19 protein-coding genes are annotated in these 19554 nt (G+C 69.0%); 8 read left to right on the top strand and 11 right to left on the bottom strand.

All coding sequences use genetic code 11. The features are described from left to right. Window positions 1–17 precede the first annotated feature (17 nt). From rdgB to murI, 3 genes are read right to left on the bottom strand one after another with little or no spacing between them, the layout of a single operon-like run. On the bottom strand, window positions 18–614 hold the full coding sequence (gene rdgB / locus LC041_RS04395) for an RdgB/HAM1 family non-canonical purine NTP pyrophosphatase (protein ID WP_226531725.1): 597 nt from the start codon (window positions 612–614) through the stop codon (window positions 18–20). Then, a complete protein-coding gene (gene rph, locus LC041_RS04390) occupies window positions 614–1351 on the bottom strand; it encodes a ribonuclease PH (protein ID WP_226531724.1) in 738 nt (245 codons plus the stop codon). The genes rdgB and rph overlap by 1 nt, the downstream gene beginning before the upstream one ends. 53 nt (window positions 1352–1404) lie before the next feature. Further along, the gene (gene murI, locus LC041_RS04385) at window positions 1405–2235 is read right to left on the bottom strand and encodes a glutamate racemase (protein ID WP_226531723.1); all 831 of its coding nucleotides are present in this window, start codon (window positions 2233–2235) and stop codon (window positions 1405–1407) included. 63 nt (window positions 2236–2298) lie between these two features. Between murI and LC041_RS04380 the strand changes: the two genes are divergently transcribed. Further along, window positions 2299–3624, top strand: coding sequence for a nicotinate phosphoribosyltransferase (locus LC041_RS04380; protein ID WP_226531722.1), 1326 nt, complete (start codon window positions 2299–2301; stop codon window positions 3622–3624). Between the two features lie 2 nt (window positions 3625–3626). Here LC041_RS04380 and LC041_RS04375 read toward each other — a convergent pair whose 3' ends face one another. The 3 genes from LC041_RS04375 to LC041_RS04365 are packed head-to-tail and all read right to left on the bottom strand — an operon-like array spanning window position 3627 to window position 6575. Then, window positions 3627–3893 (bottom strand): DUF3039 domain-containing protein, encoded by a 267-nt coding sequence (locus LC041_RS04375; RefSeq protein WP_028503536.1) that lies wholly within the window; start codon window positions 3891–3893, stop codon window positions 3627–3629. Between the two features lie 40 nt (window positions 3894–3933). Next, window positions 3934–5499 (bottom strand): hypothetical protein, encoded by a 1566-nt coding sequence (locus LC041_RS04370; RefSeq protein ID WP_226531721.1) that lies wholly within the window; start codon window positions 5497–5499, stop codon window positions 3934–3936. Further along, on the bottom strand, window positions 5475–6575 hold the full coding sequence (locus tag LC041_RS04365) for an ABC transporter ATP-binding protein (RefSeq protein WP_226531720.1): 1101 nt from the start codon (window positions 6573–6575) through the stop codon (window positions 5475–5477). The genes LC041_RS04370 and LC041_RS04365 overlap by 25 nt, the downstream gene beginning before the upstream one ends. A gap of 19 nt (window positions 6576–6594) precedes the next feature. Between LC041_RS04365 and LC041_RS17295 the strand changes: the two genes are divergently transcribed. The 5 genes from LC041_RS17295 to LC041_RS04340 all read left to right on the top strand — a co-directional run bounded on the left by LC041_RS17295 (window position 6595) and on the right by LC041_RS04340 (window position 11313). Then, window positions 6595–7557: a hypothetical protein gene (locus LC041_RS17295; RefSeq protein WP_226531719.1), complete on the top strand. Its 963-nt coding sequence runs from the start codon at window positions 6595–6597 to the stop codon at window positions 7555–7557. Window positions 7558–7627: 70 nt separating this feature from the next. Continuing rightward, window positions 7628–8320 (top strand): phosphocholine cytidylyltransferase family protein, encoded by a 693-nt coding sequence (locus LC041_RS04355; RefSeq protein ID WP_226531718.1) that lies wholly within the window; start codon window positions 7628–7630, stop codon window positions 8318–8320. Window positions 8321–8397: 77 nt separating this feature from the next. Next, window positions 8398–9396, top strand: a complete 999-nt coding sequence (locus tag LC041_RS04350; RefSeq protein WP_226531717.1) for a hypothetical protein — start codon at window positions 8398–8400, stop codon at window positions 9394–9396. An 88-nt stretch (window positions 9397–9484) separates the two neighbouring features. Continuing rightward, entirely contained in the window at window positions 9485–11074 is a 1590-nt protein-coding gene (locus LC041_RS04345) for an acyl-CoA carboxylase subunit beta (protein ID WP_372491404.1), read from the top strand. After that, window positions 11071–11313 (top strand): acyl-CoA carboxylase subunit epsilon, encoded by a 243-nt coding sequence (locus LC041_RS04340; protein WP_374197652.1) that lies wholly within the window; start codon window positions 11071–11073, stop codon window positions 11311–11313. The genes LC041_RS04345 and LC041_RS04340 overlap by 4 nt, the downstream gene beginning before the upstream one ends. Before the next feature lie 42 nt (window positions 11314–11355). Here LC041_RS04340 and LC041_RS04335 read toward each other — a convergent pair whose 3' ends face one another. The 5 genes from LC041_RS04335 to LC041_RS04315 form a co-directional block, all read right to left on the bottom strand. After that, a complete protein-coding gene (locus LC041_RS04335; protein WP_226531716.1) occupies window positions 11356–12555 on the bottom strand; it encodes an ROK family transcriptional regulator in 1200 nt (399 codons plus the stop codon). 274 nt (window positions 12556–12829) lie between these two features. Further along, entirely contained in the window at window positions 12830–13837 is a 1008-nt protein-coding gene (locus LC041_RS04330; RefSeq protein ID WP_226531715.1) for a hypothetical protein, read from the bottom strand. Further along, window positions 13834–15069: an ATP-binding protein gene (locus LC041_RS04325; protein ID WP_226531714.1), complete on the bottom strand. Its 1236-nt coding sequence runs from the start codon at window positions 15067–15069 to the stop codon at window positions 13834–13836. The genes LC041_RS04330 and LC041_RS04325 overlap by 4 nt, the downstream gene beginning before the upstream one ends. Next, window positions 15059–15718, bottom strand: a complete 660-nt coding sequence (locus LC041_RS04320; protein ID WP_226531713.1) for a response regulator transcription factor — start codon at window positions 15716–15718, stop codon at window positions 15059–15061. The genes LC041_RS04325 and LC041_RS04320 overlap by 11 nt, the downstream gene beginning before the upstream one ends. A gap of 42 nt (window positions 15719–15760) precedes the next feature. Continuing rightward, complete coding sequence (locus LC041_RS04315) at window positions 15761–17008, bottom strand: class I SAM-dependent RNA methyltransferase (RefSeq protein ID WP_226531712.1); 1248 nt, start codon at window positions 17006–17008, stop codon at window positions 15761–15763. Window positions 17009–17031: 23 nt separating this feature from the next. Between LC041_RS04315 and LC041_RS04310 the strand changes: the two genes are divergently transcribed. Next, window positions 17032–17670, top strand: a complete 639-nt coding sequence (locus LC041_RS04310; protein WP_226531800.1) for a Maf family protein — start codon at window positions 17032–17034, stop codon at window positions 17668–17670. A gap of 78 nt (window positions 17671–17748) precedes the next feature. Next, entirely contained in the window at window positions 17749–19515 is a 1767-nt protein-coding gene (locus tag LC041_RS04305; RefSeq protein ID WP_226531711.1) for an acetyl/propionyl/methylcrotonyl-CoA carboxylase subunit alpha, read from the top strand. The last annotated feature ends 39 nt before the right edge of the window (window positions 19516–19554 follow it).

The raw sequence follows: 19554 nt of genomic DNA, 5'->3' as shown, positions 1-19554 counted from the left end.
GTTGCTATCCGTCGAACTCAGAGCGCGGCGAGCACCGGCGCCAGTTCCGCGAACGCACGTGCACGATGCGACTGCGACTGCTTCTCCTCCGCCGTGAAATCTCCCACCGTGCGCTCCTCGCCGTGGGGCTGACCGTCCGGGATGAAGATCGGGTCGTAGCCGAATCCCCCGCCACCGGAAGGCTTGTGCGCCAGGCGACCCGGCCACCGGCCTTCGACGACCTGCTCGCGGCCGTCGGGCAGGACCAGTGCGATGGTCGAGGTGAAGTGCGCACTCCGATGCGGGTCGGCGATATCGCGCAGCTGGTCGAGCAGGAGCGCGAGATTCGCCCCGGCATCCTTCTTCTGCCCTGCCCAATATGCGGAGAAGACTCCGGGCGCACCGCCGAGCACGTCGACACAGATACCGGAGTCGTCGGCCAGGGCGGGGAGCCCCGTGTGCGTCGCGGCCGCCCGAGCCTTGATCAGGGCGTTCTCGGCGAACGTCACGCCGTCCTCGACCGGCTCAGGGCCGTCGTAGCCGACGACCTCGAGGTCGGGTCGCGCCTGCGCCACGATCTGCTGGAACTCCGCGACCTTGTGCGGATTGTGCGTCGCGAGCACGACCTTCATCATCACTCTCCTGTCAACGCGGCGAGCTGCTTGCCCTTCAGCTCTTCGCATCCGGATATTCCGAGCTCGAGCAGCGCATCCAGTTCGCGCTTGTCGAACGGCGCCCCCTCGGCTGTGCCCTGGACCTCGACGAACAGTCCGCGGCCCGTGACGACGACGTTCATGTCGGTCTCGGCGCGCACATCCTCGACGTATGCCAGGTCGAGCATGGGCTCGCCGTCGACGATCCCGACCGACACCGCTGCCACGGAGTCGAGCAGCGGCGTCGAGTTCTTGCCGATGAACTTCTTGTCCCTGCCCCATTCGATCGCGTCGGCCAGCGCGACGTACGCGCCGGTGATGGCCGCCGTCCGTGTACCGCCGTCCGCCTGCAGCACGTCGCAGTCGATGACGATCGTGTTCTCACCGAGAGCCTTGGTGTCGACGACGGCACGAAGAGCGCGACCGATGAGCCGGGAGATCTCGTGCGTGCGTCCGCCGATACGCCCCTTCACGCTCTCGCGGTCGTTGCGGCTGTTGGTGGCGCGAGGGAGCATGGCGTACTCGGCTGTCACCCATCCCTTGCCCTTGCCGGTCAGCCAGCGCGGCACGCCGTTGGTGAACGATGCGGTGCACAGCACCTTCGTGCCGCCGAAACTGATCAGGGCGGACCCCTCGGCCTGCGTGCTCCAGCCTCGCTCGATGGTGATCTCGCGCAGCTGATCGGTGGAACGGCCGTCGACGCGGACGATGTCGGTCATGTGCTTCTCTCGGGTCAGGGTGATGCGGCGAGTCGGGACGACTCGACACGGGGTTACTCGAAGGTGTGCTCGGGAAGGGTGATCACGCCGGTCTGCACGAGCTGCACGTCGCGGACCTCCCGGCCCATCAGGCGGTTGGCCAGCGCCGTGAAGTCATCAGCCGAGTCACCGGTGGCCTCGTAGACGTAGGTCGCCGCGGCATCGGGCGACGCGAGGAGATCTCCTCGCACCAGCTGACGGTAGACGTCGCCGGCGGTCTCGTCGTCGCTGGAGACGAGCGTCACGCCTTCCCCCATCACGTAGCTGATCGCACCGCGCAGGAACGGATAGTGCGTGCAGCCGAGGACCAGGGTGTCGACGTCGGCCTCACGGAGCGGGGCGAGATACTCCTCGGCGACGGAGAGCACTTCGGGAGTGCCGGTGATCCCCGCCTCCACGAACTCGACGAAACGCGGGCACGCGGCGGTGAAGACCTGCAGCCGCTCGTTCACCTCGAGCATGTCCTGGTACGCCCGCGATCCGATCGTGCCCACCGTGCCGATCACGCCGACCCGCCCGTTCCTCGTCGTGGACACGGCGCGGCGGACCGCGGGACCGATCACTTCGACCACCGGGATGTCGTAGCGCTCGCGCGCGTCGCGGAGCATGGCCGCCGAAGCGGTGTTGCACGCGATCACGAGCATCTTCACGCCCTGCTCGACGAGCGTGTCCAGCACCTCGAGCGAATACCGACGTACATCCGCGATGGGCTTGGGCCCGTAGGGAGAATGGGCGGTGTCGCCGATGTAGACGAACGACTCGCGGGGCAGCTGGGCGCGGATGGCGCGCGCCACCGTGAGCCCGCCGACACCGGAGTCGAAGATCCCGATGGGCGCGTCGTTCATGACTCCCCAGCCTACCCGCGTGCGCGGCTCCGTGTGCATCAGCGCGCTCAGTAAGCTGAGCGCATGACCTCGTCGACGGCGCTGCTCACCGACCGCTACGAGCTGACGATGCTCGCTGCATCGCTCCGCGATGGAACGGCGTTCCGGCCGAGCGTCTTCGAGCTGTTCTCGCGCCGGCTCTCCGGTGGCCGCCGTTTCGGTGTGGTCGCGGGCACCGGGCGATTCCTCGAACTGCTGCGCGGGTTCCGCTTCGGCGATGACGAACTGCGGTTCCTCCGCGACGAGCAGGTGGTCGACGCGACGTCTCTGAAGCACCTTGCGGAGTACCGCTTCACGGGCACGATCCGAGGCTACCGAGAGGGCGAACTCTACTTCCCGGGCTCACCCGTCCTCACCGTCGAGGGAACGTTCGCGGATGCCGTGGTGCTGGAGACACTCGCCCTGAGCGTGCTCAACCACGACTCCGCCGTCGCCACCGCCGCATCACGGATGAGCATCGCAGCGGGCGAGCGCCCGCTGGCGGAGATGGGATCGCGCCGGGCTGCCGAACGTTCCGCGGTCGCCGCCGCACGCGCCGCGTACATCGCAGGGTTCAGCGCCACCAGCAACCTCGAGGCGGGTCGGAGCTGGGGTATCCCGACGATGGGCACCGCCGCGCACTCGTGGACGCTCCTGCACGACACCGAGGAAGAGGCGTTCCGCGCGCAGGTCGACAGCATGGGCGTCGGCACGACGCTGCTCGTCGACACCTACGACATCCGGACCGGGGTCGACACCGCCATCCGCGTCGCCGGCACCGAACTGGGCGGCGTGCGCATCGACTCCGGAGATCTCCCGATCGTCGCCGGTGACGTGCGGGCGCAGCTCGACGAGCTCGGGGCGACTTCCACGCGGATCACCGTCACCAGCGACCTCGACGAGTATGCGATCGCGGCACTCGCCGCATCGCCCGTCGACGCCTACGGGGTGGGAACGTCGGTCGTCACGGGATCCGGCTATCCGACCGCGAGCATGGTCTACAAGCTCGTTGCACGGCAGGATGCGGCCGGGGCGTGGATCGCCGTCGCGAAGGCATCTGCGGACAAGTCATCGCACGGCGGACGCAAGGCGGCTTTCCGGACGCTTGTCGACGGCGTCGCGACCGCCGAGACGGTCGTCGTGTCGGAAGGGTTCGAGGAGCTGGACACGCCGTCGGAGCATCCTGACGGACGCCCCCTGCAGGTGACATTCGTCGAGGCGGGCGACATCGACACCGCATACGAGGGCGTGGAAGGAACAGCGTCCGCGCGGAAGCACCACCTTCGGGTGCGTGAGGAGCTTCCGGTGCGCGCACTCGCACTCAGCAAGTCCGACCCGGCGATCCCCACCGTGTACGTCGAAGCCGACTGAGGTCAGCCGACCATCGATTCGTAGATCTCCTTGCACGTGGGGCAGATCGGGAACTTCTCCGGGTCACGGCCCGGCGTCCACTTCTTGCCGCACAGCGCGCGCACCGGCTTGCCGGTGATCGCAGACTCGAGGATCTTGTCCTTCTTCACATAATGCGAGAAGCGCTCATGGTCGCCCGGTTCGAGATTCTCCTCACGGAGGAGCTCTTCCAGTTCGCGATCAAGCGTTGCCACGCCGCCCTGATCGGGGCTGTCCAGCGGAGTACTCATCCCGTGAGTCTAGCGGCGTCGAGCCGCGTGCGGGCGGCTGTCACGCGGTCTCGACGAACTCCATCAACCTCTCGCCGCTGCGCTCGAAGATGCGGCCGCCGATGACCGCACCCGCGACGAGGACGACGAGGCCGACGAGAAGGCCGACCCAGAACGTCGCCGGCGCATACGCCGAGCCCTCGACGATCGTGGCTGCGAAGAGCCAGATCGTCGGAACGCTGAGCACGATCCCTCCCAGGAACGCCGCGGCCGGCCCATAGGCACCACGCGACGTCGGCCGCTGCGGTTGCTGGAACGGACTGTCACCGGGGCGGGAGACCGCGTACGGCGCGACCACAGAGACGATGCTCGAGATGCCCAGCGCCGAGAAGAGCAGGCTCGCGGCGAGGCCGACGAGCGGCAGGAGCAGACTCCAGTTGCCGATCAGCAGCAACGAGAGCGGCACCGCGATGGCGAGGACCGGAATCGCGACGAGAAGCACGGGAACCACCCGCCCGAGACGATCAGGAAGCCCGCGCACACCGCTCGCGACATGGGTCCACAGCGCGGTCGAGTCGTAGGCGACGTCGTTGTGCGGCAACCATCCGAAGAACAACGCCATCACTGGCACCGGTACGAGCGCGGCGATCTCAATCGGCACACCGGCGACGATGAGCGGCAGCACCGTGAGCACACCGGCGACCGGGACCACGATGATGTTCATGATGTAGCGGCGATCACGGAGCCAGTACACGAGACTCCGCGAGGCGATGGCACCGAACGCGTTGGAGGGCAGGAGGCCGAACCAGCCGAGTCCGGTGCGCTCCCGCGAGGCGACAGGCCGCTCGGTGGTCGTGAGCAATCGCTTCACCAACCAGGTCCACGCCACCCAGAGAAGACCGAGCGTGAGAAGGGCGATGACGCCGCTGCCCCAGGCTGACGCCGTCTCACCCGCCGCCGATGCGAAGAGGAAGGCAGGCGACGCGGCGAACGGGGTGAACCCGAGCACGGCCGACAGCGTCGACAGGGAATCCGGAACGAGACCGTCCCAGCGCAAGGAGCCGAGGAACACGGCGACCGGGAACGCGATCACGAGCAGGGCGAGAGCGAACAACGCAGTGAGCTCACGGGATCGACGCTCCGGCAGCAGCAGAGCATTCATTGCCATGCCGATCCGCGATGTCAACGTGGCCGTCAGGACACCGACGATCGTCATCAGCACGGCGAGGGGCCACGGCGTGCCGTCCCCGACCGCGACGATGCAGACGCTCGTGAAGACGGCGACCAGCGCGAGACTCGGCACGCTCACGAACGAGGCGAGGGTGAGCACCCAGGGCATCCGGCGCTCGTCGACGCCGAAGACGGCGAAGCGTCGCGGGTCGAGCTGATCGACCGCGCCGACGAGGATCGGGCCGACGAGGAAGCCCAGCAGCAACGCGGCACCGCCGAGCACGGTGACCGCGCGTGCCACGGGAACGGGCGCGCCGGAGAGGGTGAACACGGCGATGCACACCACGGTCGTGACGGCGATGACCGCCGCGAACACGAGGAGCGTCCGAAGCCGACGTTCGCCGCGCAACGATCCGAGAAGGAGCGCGAACCTCAGTCGGAGAACGTGTGCAGCCACTCGAGTCCCTCCACCTCACCGCTGGAGCCGGCCAACTCGACGAAGCGTGCTTCGAGCGTCTGGCCCGCACGCACCTCGTCGATCGTGCCCTCGGCGAGCACTTCACCGCCGACGATGATGGCCACCCGTGAGCAGACGCGTTCGACGAGATCCATCCCATGGCTGGAGAGGATCACGGTCCCGCCGTGTGAGACATAGGCGCGCAGGATATCGAGGATGACCGCGGAGGAGACCGGGTCGACCGACTCGAACGGCTCATCCAGCACCAGGACCCGCGGAGAGTGGATCATGGCTCCCGCGAGCATGATCTTCTTGGTCATTCCGGCCGAGTAGTCCGAGACGACCCGGCTGAGGGCGTCACCGAGGTCGAACGCGCGGGCGAGGTCGGACGCGCGCTTCTCGATCACGTCGGCCGAGAGCCCGCGAAGGAGGCCGTAGTAGTAGAGCAGCTGGCGCCCCGTGAGCCGATCGAACGTCCGCAAGCGGTCGGGCAGCACTCCCATGAGCCGTTTCGCGGCCTGCGGCTGGGCGGCTTGGTCGACACCGCAGATCGTGACGTTTCCTTCATCGGCTCGCAGCAGGCCCGCGACGATGGAGAGCGTCGTCGTCTTGCCCGCGCCGTTCGGGCCGACGACTCCGTAGAAGGATCCCGCAGGAACCGAGAGGTCGATCCCGCCGACCGCACGGTTGTCACCGAACTGCTTGACGAGACCGCGGACGCTGACGGCCTCCCCGGCAGACGTCGCGTCGGTCCGGCCAGCGGCGTCGGCCAGCGCGTCATCGGAATCGGCGACGGCCTCGACGACGTCGCGCGTCGTCACCTCGTTCTCAGATTCGCCCTCGGCGTCGAGCGCCTGCTCCGCGAGGTCGTCACCGCTGCCCACTCCGGGCGCCTCGTGGTCGTCCACAGCCGGAGCCGCAGCGACGGACGCGTCGGTCTCGGCCACTTCGGCCTCGGATGCGGACTCGACTTCTGTGTCAGGGGCGGATTCGCTTCCGGCCACCGGAGCGGGCTCGGTCACCGGCGAGGCGTCGACCACGAGCGCGGCATCGGACTCGGCTTCTGCGGCCTTCACCTCATCGGCCTTCGCCTTCGTGGCGGCAGCCCTCGCCGCCGCCGACTTCTTCGCGGCCGTCGTCCTGGCTGCAGTCGTCTTCGCGGTCGTCGCGCGGGCCGTGGACTTGGCCGCCGCGGACTTGGCTGCCGCTGTCTTCGCCGCCGCCGTCTTCGCGGCTGTGGTCTTCGTCGCGGCCGTCTTCCCCGCAGCCTTCGGCGCAGCGGCCTTCGCTCCGGTGACGGCCGCCCGTGGCGCTGCGACGCGCACCGCCGCGGTGCGGTCGGAGGCAGCGGTCGCCCCGGAGGACTTCGTTGCGGCAGCGCGCGAAGCGGTGTTCTTCGCCGCCGCTTTCCGCGCGTCCGCTGCGGTCCGCGCTGAACTCGTCTTCTTCGTGGGCTGCTCGTCCATCGCCTTCGGCAACGGCTCGACCACGACTTCGGCAGTCGGGGCAGCCTTTTCGGCGGCAGCCTTCGCGGTGGCCGCCTTCGCCGAAGTCTTCGCGGGAGCCTTCGTCGCGGTCTTCGTGGAAGCCGGTTTCTTCGCTGTGCTGCTCTTCGCCGACGCCGTCGCCGAAGAGCCCGCGGTCGTGGGCTTCTTGGCCGCAGGCTTCTTGGCGACCGGCTTCTTGGCGACCGGCTTCTTGGCGACCGGCTTCTTGGGCGCGGACGTCCTGGGCGCGGACTTCTTCGGCGCAGGCTTTGCGGGATCCGCCGACGCCTCCATAGCCTGCGTGGACGACGACGCGCTGCTCGTCGACGCCTTCGACGTCGGGGCTTCGCTATCGTCCACCTGGGCGGTGCGGTCGTCAGGGGAGGAAGTCACCGTCCTACGGTATCAATGGGTGGGCGCAAGCCAAGCCGCCGCGCAACAAACAACTGCCGGAAGGAAGCGACCCGCGGAGTTCGCGCACCGTCCACGAGCCTGTGCGTCCGGTGTGTACTCGATCACGAAATGGCAACGGGAGCCGCCGCACCCGGAGCTTCCCAGCCTGAATCGCTAGCATGAACGCGGCACGACGAAGTGTCTGGTCGGTGAACCGACCGTGAACACAACTTCCTTTAGGAGCACTCGTGACTCTTCAGACCGTCATCCTCGCCGCCGGCATGGGCTCGCGCCTCGGCCGCGCGCTGCCGAAGCCGCTCACCGAATTGAGCGACGGCCGCACGATCATGGGCCAGCAGCACGACAACATCCGCGCCGCCTTCGGTTCCGACGCGCGCATCACGACCGTGGTCGGCTATCGTGCCGAGACCATCATCGAGGCCTTCCCGCAGGTCAACTACGTCCACAACGAGCGCTACGACGAGACCAACACCTCGAAGAGCCTGCTGCGCGCCCTCGGCGCGACCGGCAGGGGCGGCGTTCTGTGGATGAATGGCGACGTCGTCTTCGACCCGATGATCCTCGGCCGCGCAGCCGCCTACATCGAGCGCGACCAGTCGTTCGTGACCGTCAACACCTCGAAGGTCAGCGACGAGGAGGTGAAGTACACGGTCACGGCCGAGGGCTTCATCAAGGAGCTCTCCAAGACCGTCAAGGGCGGACTCGGAGAGGCAGTCGGCATCAACTACATCTCCTCCACGCACAAGAAGGCGTTCATGCGTCAGCTGCAGCGCGTCGAGGACCAGGACTACTTCGAGCGCGGCCTCGAGCTCGCCATCGCCGAAGACGCTCTTCTGCTCGAGCCGATGGACGTCTCCGACCTGTACGCGGTCGAGGTCGACTTCGCCGAAGACCTCGAGCGGGCGAACCTCTTCGTCTGACCTGTCGCGCGAAAGCCCGGTTCCCCGAGGAACCGGGCTTTCGGCGTTTTCGCGGTCGAGGTCCGTAAGATCGCTCCATGGCCCGCCAGGTGCACAAGATCCACTCGCTGCCGGATGACGCTCCGTGGGACAAGGGCGTGCCACCCTCCGGATCCTCGGAGCACCCGATGATGATCCGGGGCCTCGACCGCGTGCTCTCGATCCAGCGCCCGCTCGTGCTGGCGCACATCCGCAGCATCCGCCTACGCAACCCCCGGGCCACACCCGACGAGATCATCCGCATCCTGGAGCGACGCTACCTCGCCGCGGTCACCACCGGTGGCGCCGCCGTGGGCGCGACCGCCGTCGTTCCCGGCATCGGCACCGGCGTGACCCTCGCACTGTCCGGCGTCGAGACCGTGGGCTTCGTGGAGTCGACGGCCCTGTTCGCGCAGTCGGTCGCGGAGGTGCATGGCATCGCGGTCGCCAATCCCGACCGTGCGCGCGCCCTGGTGATGACCCTGATGCTCGGCAAGGAGGGCGTAGACCTGGTCAGTCAGCTCGCCGGCCAGGCCGTCGGGCGCGGCGCGAGCAGGTCGTCGTACTGGGGTGAGCTCGTCACGAAGTCGCTCCCCCGCGCCGCCGTCGGCCCGCTGGTCGATCAGCTCAAGAGCATGTTCGTGAAGCAGTTCGCCGCGAAGGGCGGGGCCTCCGTGATCGGCAAGGCCTTGCCGTTCGGCGTCGGTGCAGCCATCGGCGGGGCGGGGAACAACATCCTCGGCCGCCGCGTGCTCACGACCTCGCACAAGGCTTTCGGCGCCGCCCCGATCGACCTGCCGCTCGAGCTCGAACCGGTGCCGGGAGCGGAGAAGCTCGAGCTGCGAATGCTCCGCGGCGCGCGGTACGCCGGCAACGCGGTGGCGGGCGCGGCCGGCACCACCGTCCGCGGAGTCGGCTGGGTCGGCCGCAAGGCGCTCTCCCTCGGCCGCTCCACGAAGTCGGACCCGGCGCTGGAGCAGACCGATCCCGCGGAACCCGCCGACGAGGCACGCCAGAGCGAGGGACCGGCGCACGCGTCCGCGGACCCGGCGCCCTGATCACTGCGCGCACGTCACCAAAGGATCGGCCGACCCGTTGTGGCGAGCATCCAACAGAGCGGGGCGACCCGACGCTAGGGTGGAATCCGTGACGGACAAGCCCGACCTCTTTACCACCGCCGGCAAGATCGCGGATCTGCGCGCTCGCTATACCGAAGCCGTCGTCGACGCGGAAGCGAAGGCGAAGGAGAAGCAGCACGCCAAGGGCAAGATGACCGCCCGTGAGCGCATCGAACTGCTCGTCGACCCCGGAAGCTTCGTCGAGTTCGACGAGTACGTGCGCCACCGCACCACCGCGTTCGGCATGGACCGCTCCCGCCCTTACGGCGACTCGGTCGTCACCGGAGTCGGCACGATCAACGGGCGCACCGTCGCCGTGTACTCGCAGGACTTCTCGACCTTCGGCGGCTCACTCGGCGAGGTCGCAGGCGAGAAGATCGTGAAGATCATGGAGTTCGCGCTCGCCGGCGGGATGCCCTGCATCGGCATCCTCGATTCGGGTGGAGCGCGCATTCAGGAAGGCGTCGTCGCACTCGGCAAGTACGGCGAGATCTTCCGCCTCAACACCCGGGCCTCGGGAGTGATCCCCCAGATCTCCATCATCATGGGCCCCGCGGCCGGCGGCGCGGTGTACTCCCCCGCCCTGACGGACTTCGTGATCATGGTCGACAAGACCAGCCAGATGTTCGTCACCGGACCCGACGTGATCAAGACCGTGACCGGCGAGGACGTCGGTATGGAGGAACTCGGCGGCGCGCTCACGCACAACACGCGCTCGGGCGTCGCGCACTACCTCGCAGAGGACGAAGACGACGCGATCGACTACGCGCGCACGCTGCTGAGCTTCCTCCCGGACAACAACATGGCGGAGCTGCCCTCGTACGAGAGCACCTTCGAGTTCGAGACCACCGATGCCGACCGCGTGCTGAACACGATCGTCCCCGACTCCACGAACCAGCCGTACGACATCCACACCGTCATCGAGCACGTGGTCGATGAGGGCGACTTCCTCGAGGTGCAGCCGCTGTTCGCTCCGAACATCGTGATCGGATTCGGCCGCATCGAGGGTCGCTCCGTCGGCATCATCGCGAACCAGCCGTCACAGATGGCAGGAACGCTGAACATCGAAGCCGGCGAGAAGGCGAGCCGCTTCGTCCGGTTCTGCGACGCGTTCTCGATCCCGATCGTCACCCTCGTCGACGTCCCCGGCTACCTGCCCGGCACCGACCAGGAGTGGACGGGTGTCATCCGCCGCGGCGCGAAGCTCCTCTACGCCTACGCGGAGGCCACCGTACCGCTCGTCACCGTCATCCTGCGCAAGGCCTACGGCGGTGCCTACATCGTGATGGGGTCGAAGCAGCTGGGTGCCGACGTGAACCTCGCCTGGCCCACGGCGGAGATCGCCGTCATGGGTGGGCAGGGCGCCGTGAACATCCTGTACCGCGGGGAGATCAAGAAGGCCGAAGATGCGGGCGAAGACGTCGCCGCCGTGCGCACTCGCCTCGCGAACGAGTACACGTACAACGTCGCCTCCCCCTTCCTCGCGGCGGAACGCGGAGAACTCGACGGCATCATCGAGCCGGCGAACACGCGCGTCTCGATCGCGAAGGCGCTGCGCGCGCTGCGGGGCAAGCGCGCCGAGCTGCCTCCCAAGAAGCACGGGAACATCCCGCTGTGACCGCACGAGATGCCGGGGACGAAGCATCGGAGCAGGCTGCATCGATGCTCAAGATCACGCGCGGTGCGGCCACCGAGGAAGAGCTGGCCGCTCTCATCGCAGTGATCAGCGAGGCCTACACCTCTGAGGCGGCGGATGCCGTGGCCGACGAGCCGTCCGTGTCCGCCTGGACCCGCACGCAGCGCCCGCTCCGGCGTCCGCTGCGCCGTGACATCCCGTGGGGGCGCTTCGCCGGGTGACGACCCGCCCCCGCGTCGCCTGCGTTCGCACGCCGTGAGAACTCAGCCGTCCAGCATGAGACCCGAGGCGCGCGGGCTGAGCACGGAGTCGAGCACCACGCAGCCGGCGCCCACCGCGCCGACGTCGTCTCCCACCACCGTGCCGTCTACCGGCAGCGTGTGCACTGCACGCGTCGCGCTCGCCCGATCGAGGCGATCGGGGATCTCTCTGAGATACACGTCGGCGAGCCGCGACCAGAAAGGCCCGCCGCACACGACGCGGTCCACATCGAGCATGTTCGTGAGCGCCGCCACCAGGACCGACATGTGCACAGCGGCCTGACGCAGAACCACCAGAGCGGCGGCATCACCGCGACCGGCTCGCTCGCAGAGTTCGCTGAATCGTTCGTCGACGGCCTCGACATCGCTCGCCTCACGGTCGTCCTGGAACACCCCCGCGCGCTCCGCCTGTTCGACGATGGCTTGGGGCGTGCACACGACCTCCACGCATCCCCGCGAGCCACAGGTGCACTGCGGACCGTCCGGGTCCACGATCAGGTGCCCGACCTCTCCGAGGTTGCGCGTGCTGCCGGGCACGACCTCGCCTTCCCTGGCGAGTGCCGCCCCGATCCCCGTGCCCAGATAGACGAAGACGAACGAATCGTCGGCCGACGCGCGTCGCGTCCAGAGCTCGCCGACCGCGGCGGACGTGGTGTCCTTCTCGAGCAGCACGGGGAGGCCGGTCGCCTCGGCGAGCACCGCACGCAGCCGCACCCGGTGCCAGCCGAGCAGCTTCGGCGGATCGACCACCGTGCCCCTTTCCGCATCGAGAGGACCGGGGGCGGCGACTCCCACTCCGGCGATGCGTCCTCTGTCCACGTCCGCTTCGGCGATCAAGGCGTCGATGGTGGCGGCCATGGCGGAGATGATCCAGCGCGGTTCCTTCGCCGGGGTGCGCACGCTCTTCCGACGCACGACCGCCCCGGAAAGATCGAGCAGCACGAACGTCATGACGGCGGGATCGAGGTGCACGCCCACGGCGAAGCGACTGTCGGGAACGAGCCGCAAGGTGACCCGGGGTTTGCCGGGACCGTTGATCGTGCGTCCCGCCTCACGGATGAAACCGTCGTCGAGCAGCCGGCGAGTGATGTTCGTGACCGTCTGCGCGGACAGCCCGGTGGCGGTGGCGAGCTCGATACGGCTCAGCCCCTCCCCGGACTGCCGGATCGCCTCCAGGACCACCGACTGATTGAAGTCCCCCATCCGCGGAAGGTTGGTTCCCCGACGCGTTCCCATCGTCCTATGATCCCTCATCCGGCGAGAAACCGTGTCCCCCAAAATACCTACAGACAACGAATGGAAGAACCCCCAGACTGGAGGAGACGCTTCGCGTTCGGCTGGTCTCTCTGTCCCAGGGTAGACAGACGCTGATCGGCCACCAGCGGACGGTTTTCGGGTAACTGTCCGCACGGCGAGGGGCTGGCGACACCGCCGCCCCTCGCCCACTCTCCTCCCCGCAGATCGGGGCACGGCGACGTCAGGCGGCTTCCGTCTCCCGGGCGATCTCATGCCACAGGTCGACGGCGTCATCGTCGCCCGAGGCGCGCGCCCCCGCACGCCCGACCACCGTCACCGCGACACGGGCGTCGCGAGCCGAACGGATGATGAGGCGCGCGCTCTGCGCCTGCATGAGCACGGAGGCGAGCTCGTCGCGGATCTCGCTGCGTCGCGCCTCGTCGATGCCGTCGAACCCGCCCTCGTCGAAGACCGTGACGACGGCGCCGCGCAGACGGGCGGCGTCGATCGCGTTGCGCACGGCATCGTTGAGTAGATCTGCACCCCGCAGCTCGTCACGCAGCCGACCCTCGGCGAGCCGCGCCTCGAGCCGCTCGCGGTCGTCGAGCGCCCCTCGGGAGGAGACGACGCGACCGAGCACCGGTCCGGCGACCGCCAGGGCGAACTGCGTACGCAGACGCCTCTCCCGCTGACGCACGCTCTGGGTGGCGTGCCAGGCGGAGACCGCCTGCTGGATCTCGGCCAGACGCTCGGTGTCGCGCACCGCGCGATCCCAGAACATCACGAGCAGTCTGGCGACGACGATCCACATGATCGAGCCGACCAGGCCCAGAGTGAGCGCGACACCGACTCCGAGATAGGCCGACGAGGCCGCGGCCAGCACCACGAGCGTCAACCAGCCGAACAGGAACCGACGGCGGACGATGCACACGACGCCGAGGAGCCCGAGCCCACCGATGTACCACGTGGCGAAAGGTGCCGTTCGGTCCGCGGGTGCCAACGAGAACGTGACCAGCGTGGGTACGAGCGCGCTCGCGAGCAGGGCCAGCACCGCCGACCACAGAGGCATCCGCACAGACGTCGCGTCCCCGAGGATCGCGATGTTCACGACCACGAGGTAGATGCCGATGGCGACGATCATCGACAACGGCGCCGTCGGCTGCTCGATCCACCAGACCGCGCGGGCGGCGAAGTAGAGCGCGAACCCCACGGCGAGCGAGGTGGCGACGCTGCGGACGGTCCTGTTCACGAGCGCTCCCACCCCAGCACGACGGTCGTCCCGTGCTCGTCGGAGCGGATGTCCGCAGTGCCTGCGACTCCCGCCATGCGGGCGAAGATCGAGGCGCGGATCCCGAGCCTGTCGGCGCCGATCGCGGTGATGTCGAACCCCGGCCCCGTGTCCGACACGGTCACGGCGATGCCCTCATCACCTCGACCCTCGGCGATGATGTGCAGACCGCGACCGTTCGCGTGGGACACGGAGTTACCGATCGCCTGACGCGCAGCGAGCACGAGGGCCCGCGCCGCGCGTCCCGGGATCAAGCCGATTCCACCGCGTTCCTCGACGATCGCGTCGGCGCCGAGCTCGGAGAGCGAACGGCGGAGTTCGACCACGATCTGCGCGATCCCGACGGGCTCGTCGGTGCCCTCCTGGGACACGGCGGCCTCGGTGTTCGCAAGACGGGTGAGCGCCTCCCGCGCCATCGCGACCGCGAGTTCCTTCTCCCGATCGCCCTCTGCGCGCTCGGCGGCGATCAGTGCCGCGAGGACGCTGTCATGCATGAGGGCCGACATCGCCACGCGTTCCTCCTCGGCCGCGGCGGCTGCGGCCGCGGTGGAGTAGGAGGCGACGGCCTGCCCTCGCGCTTCGTCGACGCCGGCTGCGACGGAGCGGAACATCCACCCGAGCGACACGATGACCACGCCGAGGATGAGTGTGAACGACACGTCGAAAGCTGTCGTGACCCAGAACTCGCGCGAGAACTCCCCCTGCACGAGACGCACGTAGCCGTAGACGAACGGCATCACCGCCGCCCATGCGAACTGGAGGCGCAGGGGGAACGCGAGCATGGCCGCGACCACGCCCACGTTCACGAGGAAGAAGATCCAGGGCTGATCGCCGGCGCTCTTGTCTGCCGGGTCGACGACGGTCGGCCAGGCGGCGAGCGCCAGCAGATACACCACGGCGAAGATGCCCGAGAAGGTGCGCACGCCGCGACCGAGGAGGCAGGCCACCAGCATCGCCACGAGGGGGACGAACACCACGACGACCATCGCGAGGTGCACCACATCCGCCTGGGACAGCGTGCTCACCGCTGCGAACAACGCCTGCGCGCCCAGCGCCGACGAGCCGATCGCGACGACGATCGCAAGGATCCGCTCCATGCGTTTGCCGGTGAAGCGCTCGAATTCCGTCTCCGTGCTCCCCGGAGACGGAATCTTGCTCCAGGCATCGCGGATGCTGAGCGGGTCAGCGGGCACTCGGCGCCCCGTCTGCCGCGACGATGCCGTCCTCCATCGCCCGACGGAGGAGATCGACCTTGGTGGGCGCGGGTCGACCGACCTCGACGTACTTGACCCGGACGCGCGTGATGTTCTCCTTGGCGGTCGAATACGCGACGCCGAGCCGTTCGGCGACCGCCTTGAGCGGAAGCCCCGTGGCGTACAACCGGAGCACCTCGCGCTCCCGGCTGGAGAGTTGCGCATCGGCGAAATCGCGATCGCCGTCGACCGCGCTGGCCCATTCGACGTTGTTGAGGGCCTCGCCGTGAGCGACGGTCCGGATCGCGTCCATCACGTCATCGAGCGCGGACGACTTGCTGACGACCCCGGCCGCCCCCGCGGACAGGGCCTCGCGCACGGCCGCCGGGCGGTCGGCGACGCTGTGGATGACAACGCTCGCCCCGTCGTTGACGAGCGATGACACGTTCTCGGTGACCGTGCTCCCGTCGCCGAGGGTGAGGTCGAGGACCACGACGTCGGCGGGAGCGGCGGAAGCGGACGCCCGCCATTCCAGGTACGACAGCACGGTGCTCCCGGAGAAGACCACCGTCTGCGAGTCGCGCGCGCACGCGGCCTCGAGGCCGAGGCGAACGGACTCGTGATCGTCGATGAGTGCGACCCTGCTCATCCACCCAGCCTAGTGAGTCCGCGCCGAGGGCCCACCGACAGCTCAGCGCGTCAGCAGCGCGACCACCTCGAAGTGGTGCGAGTGCGGGAACAGATCGAATCCGCGCAGACGATCGACGCTCCACCCCAGCGCCCGGAAGGTACCGAGATCGCGGGCGAGGGCCACCGGGTCGCAGGCGACATAGGCGATGGCCTCAGGGGCGAGCGCATGCACGGCCTCGACGACCTGGCGTCCCGCACCTGCGCGGGGCGGGTCGAGGATCACCGCCCCCGTGCCACCGCTGCTCCGGCGGCTCGACAGGAAGCGATCGACCCGGGCGGTGACCGCGGTGACCTCGCGCGGCGCGAGGTTGGCGGCCGCGTGCTCGGTGGCCCTGGCGCTCGACTCCACCGTCACGATGTCGGTGGCGCCGAGGTCGGCGAGCGTCGCGGCGAAGAGACCGACGCCGCCGTACAGGTCGTAATGCGTCCTCGCCTCGTCGACGTATCCGTCGAGCATGCCGTACACCGCGGCGTCGAGCACGGATGCCGCCCGCGGATGCACCTGCCAGAATCCCGTCGCGTCCAGGTGGAAGGGCCGATCTCCGACGAGTTCGCGGATCGTCTCGGGAGTCGGACGACGCCGGAAGCCGCGCGCGGCCTTGGCCGGACGCGGCTTCTCCTCACGCCGGATGATGCGCACCCGTCCGTCGGCCGGCTCGACGAGCTCGATACGGCCGGGAGCGCCACCGCGCAGCGCGAGCGCGGCCTCCGCGATCGCGGGACGAGCGAGCGGGTAGGAGGACACGGGGATGACGCGGTGACTGCGTGCGGCGAACGGCCCCACCTCGCCCGCGTCGTCGACGTGCAGCGTGACGCGTGTCCGCCATCCGGTGCCGTCTCCGGATTCGACGGCCTCGATCTCCGGTGCCACGAGCCCCTCTCCGGCGAAGCGGTCGAGCGCCTCGGCCAGCACCTGACGCTTGAGCGCGCGCTGGTGATCGAGGGCGATGTGACCGAGGTCGGCGCCCCCTGGGCGATCGGCGGGATCCCGCGAGAGGTCGGCCTCGGCCCAGATGTGCGGTCGCCGATGCGCCGACGCCTCCAGCACCTCGACCGTCTCCGCACGCCAGAAGCTGCGGGTCGAGGAGTCCGCTCCGTCCTGCGGGGTGAGCAGTCGCGCACGGACGCGCTCTCCGGGGATCGCGTCCGAGACGAAGACCACGCGACCCTCATGTCGGGCGATGAAGGTGCCCCCGTGTGCGATGCCGGTGATGTCGAGCTCGAGCACGTCGGCTGCGGAGGAAGTCATCCTTCGAGGATACGGTGGTGGACATGCGCGTCTGCCTCGCCTCGACCTCACCCGCCCGACTCATGCTGCTGCGACAGGCGGGCATCGAACCGCTCACCGTCTCCCCCGACGTCGACGAGGACGCGGTCGCGGCCGCGGCGGAGGAAGAGCGGGGCGCACCGCTCGCCCCCGCGGACCTCGTGCTGCTGCTCGCCCGCGCGAAGGCCGCCGCCGTCGCCCGGAGTCTTGCCGAGGAGGGCGCCTTCGACGGGCTGGTGATCGGCGGGGATTCGATGTTCGCACTGGGCGGGCGCGTCTACGGGAAGCCGTACACCCCGGAAGAAGCCACACGACGCTGGCGCGAGATGCGCGGCGCGACGGGCATCCTGCACTCCGGGCACTCCGTCTTCCGCGTCGCGCCGGGCCGGAGCCCCGTCGAGGCGACCGCCGTCGCCGAGGCGGCGGTGACCTTCGCCGAGGACGTCAGCGATGCCGAGATCGCCGCGTACGTGGCATCGGGCGAGCCTCTGCATGTGGCGGGGGCGTTCACGGTCGACAGCCTGGGCGGCGCCTTCATCACCCGCGTGGACGGCGACCCCTCCACCGTCGTCGGGATGTCCCTGTCGACGGTACGGCGTCTCGCGGCAGAGCTCGGCGTGCCGTGGACGGATCTGTGGTCGTAGACTCCCCTCCACGTTTCTGCCACTTTCTTGTGGGGAGTCGTCAAAGGGATCGGGGTCCTTCTCGCTAGGCTGGCAAGCATGCCTGCTATCGCCAAGGTGCTCATCGCCAACCGCGGCGAGATCGCCGTACGCATCATCCGCGCCGCTCGTGACTCCGGGATCGCCTCGGTCGCCGTGTACGCCGACCAGGACCGGGATGCCCTGCACTCGCGTCTGGCCGACGAGGCCTACGCCCTCGGCGGCTCGACCAGCGCCGAGACGTACCTCCAGATCGAGAAGATCCTGTCGATCGCCCGACGTGCCGGTGCCGACGCCGTCCACCCCGGCTACGGCTTCCTGGCAGAGAACGCCGAGTTCGCGCGCGCGATCATCGATGCGGGGATGACCTGGATCGGCCCGTCCCCTGAGGCGATCGAAGCTCTCGGAGACAAGGTGACCGCGCGCCACGTGGCGGAGAAGGTCGGCGCACCCCTCGCTCCCGGGACTCCCGGTCCCGTCGACGGAGCCGATGAGGTCATCGCCTTCGCGAAGGAGTTCGGCCTCCCGATCGCCATCAAGGCCGCGTACGGCGGCGGCGGACGCGGGCTCAAGGTCGCCCGCGAGCTCGACGAGGTCGCGGAACTCTTCGAGTCGGCCACCCGTGAAGCCGTCGCCGCGTTCGGCCGCGGCGAGTGCTTCGTGGAGAAGTACCTCGACAAGCCGCGCCACGTCGAGACCCAGTGCCTGGCCGATGCCGCCGGGAACGTCGTCGTGATCTCGACGCGCGACTGCTCGCTGCAGCGCCGTCACCAGAAGCTCGTCGAGGAGGCTCCGGCACCGTTCCTGACGGACGAGCAGAACGCGCAGCTGTACTCCGCGTCGAAAGCCATCCTGAAAGAGGTCGGCTACGTCGGTGCCGGCACCTGCGAATTCCTCATCGGCGCCGATGGCACGGTCTCCTTCCTCGAGGTGAACACCCGACTCCAGGTCGAGCACCCCGTCTCCGAAGAGGTCACCGGCATCGACCTCGTCCGCGAGCAGTTCCGCATCGCCGCCGGCGGCACGATCGACTACGACGACCCCGCCCCCCAGGGTCACTCGTTCGAGTTCCGGATCAACGGCGAGGACCCCGGTCGCGGATTCCTTCCCCAGCCCGGCCCGATCCACGTGTTCAAGACGTTCGGCGGTCCCGGTATCCGCCTCGACTCGGGCGTCACCGCCGGGGACGCGGTCTCGGGGGCGTTCGATTCGCTCCTCGCGAAGATCATCGTCACGGGCAAGGACCGCGCCGAGGCGCTGGAGCGTTCGCGCCGCGCGCTGGACGAGTTCGAGGTCGCCGGACTCCCCACGGTCATCCCCTTCCACCGCAAGGTCGTCCGCGACCCCGCATTCACCGCGGAGAACGGCGAGTTCGGGGTCTTCACCCGGTGGATCGAGACCGAGTTCGTCAATGACATCCCCGCCTGGGACGGCGAGCTCGAAGCCCCGGCCCCCGCCGATTCGCGCCACACGGTCGTCGTCGAGGTCTCCGGCAAGCGCCTCGAGGTGAGCCTGCCCGATCGTGTCGCTGTCGCCCCGGGCACGGCGGGTCGTCCGGCCGCGGTGCCGCCCTCCCGTCGCAGCCACGCGACCACCGCCAATGCCGGCGCCTCCGGCGATGCGGTGAAGTCCCCCATGCAGGCGACCGTCGTCAAGATCGCGGTCGAGGACGGTCAGCAGGTCGTCAAGGGCGACCTCGTCGTCGTGCTCGAGGCGATGAAGATGGAGCAGCCGCTCCAGGCTCACAAGGACGGCGTGATCGGCAACATCAACGCGGATGCGGGAACGACGGTGTCCGCAGGTCATCAGCTGCTCACCATCAGCTGACCCCCCATCGACGCGAAAGGCGCCCCACCGCGGTGGGGC

This window comes from Microbacterium paraoxydans, assembly GCF_020524545.1.
GTDB lineage: Bacteria > Actinomycetota > Actinomycetes > Actinomycetales > Microbacteriaceae > Microbacterium > Microbacterium paraoxydans_C.
Note: the sequence above shows the minus strand (reverse complement) of the source record. Positions and strands in the feature narration are given on the sequence as shown.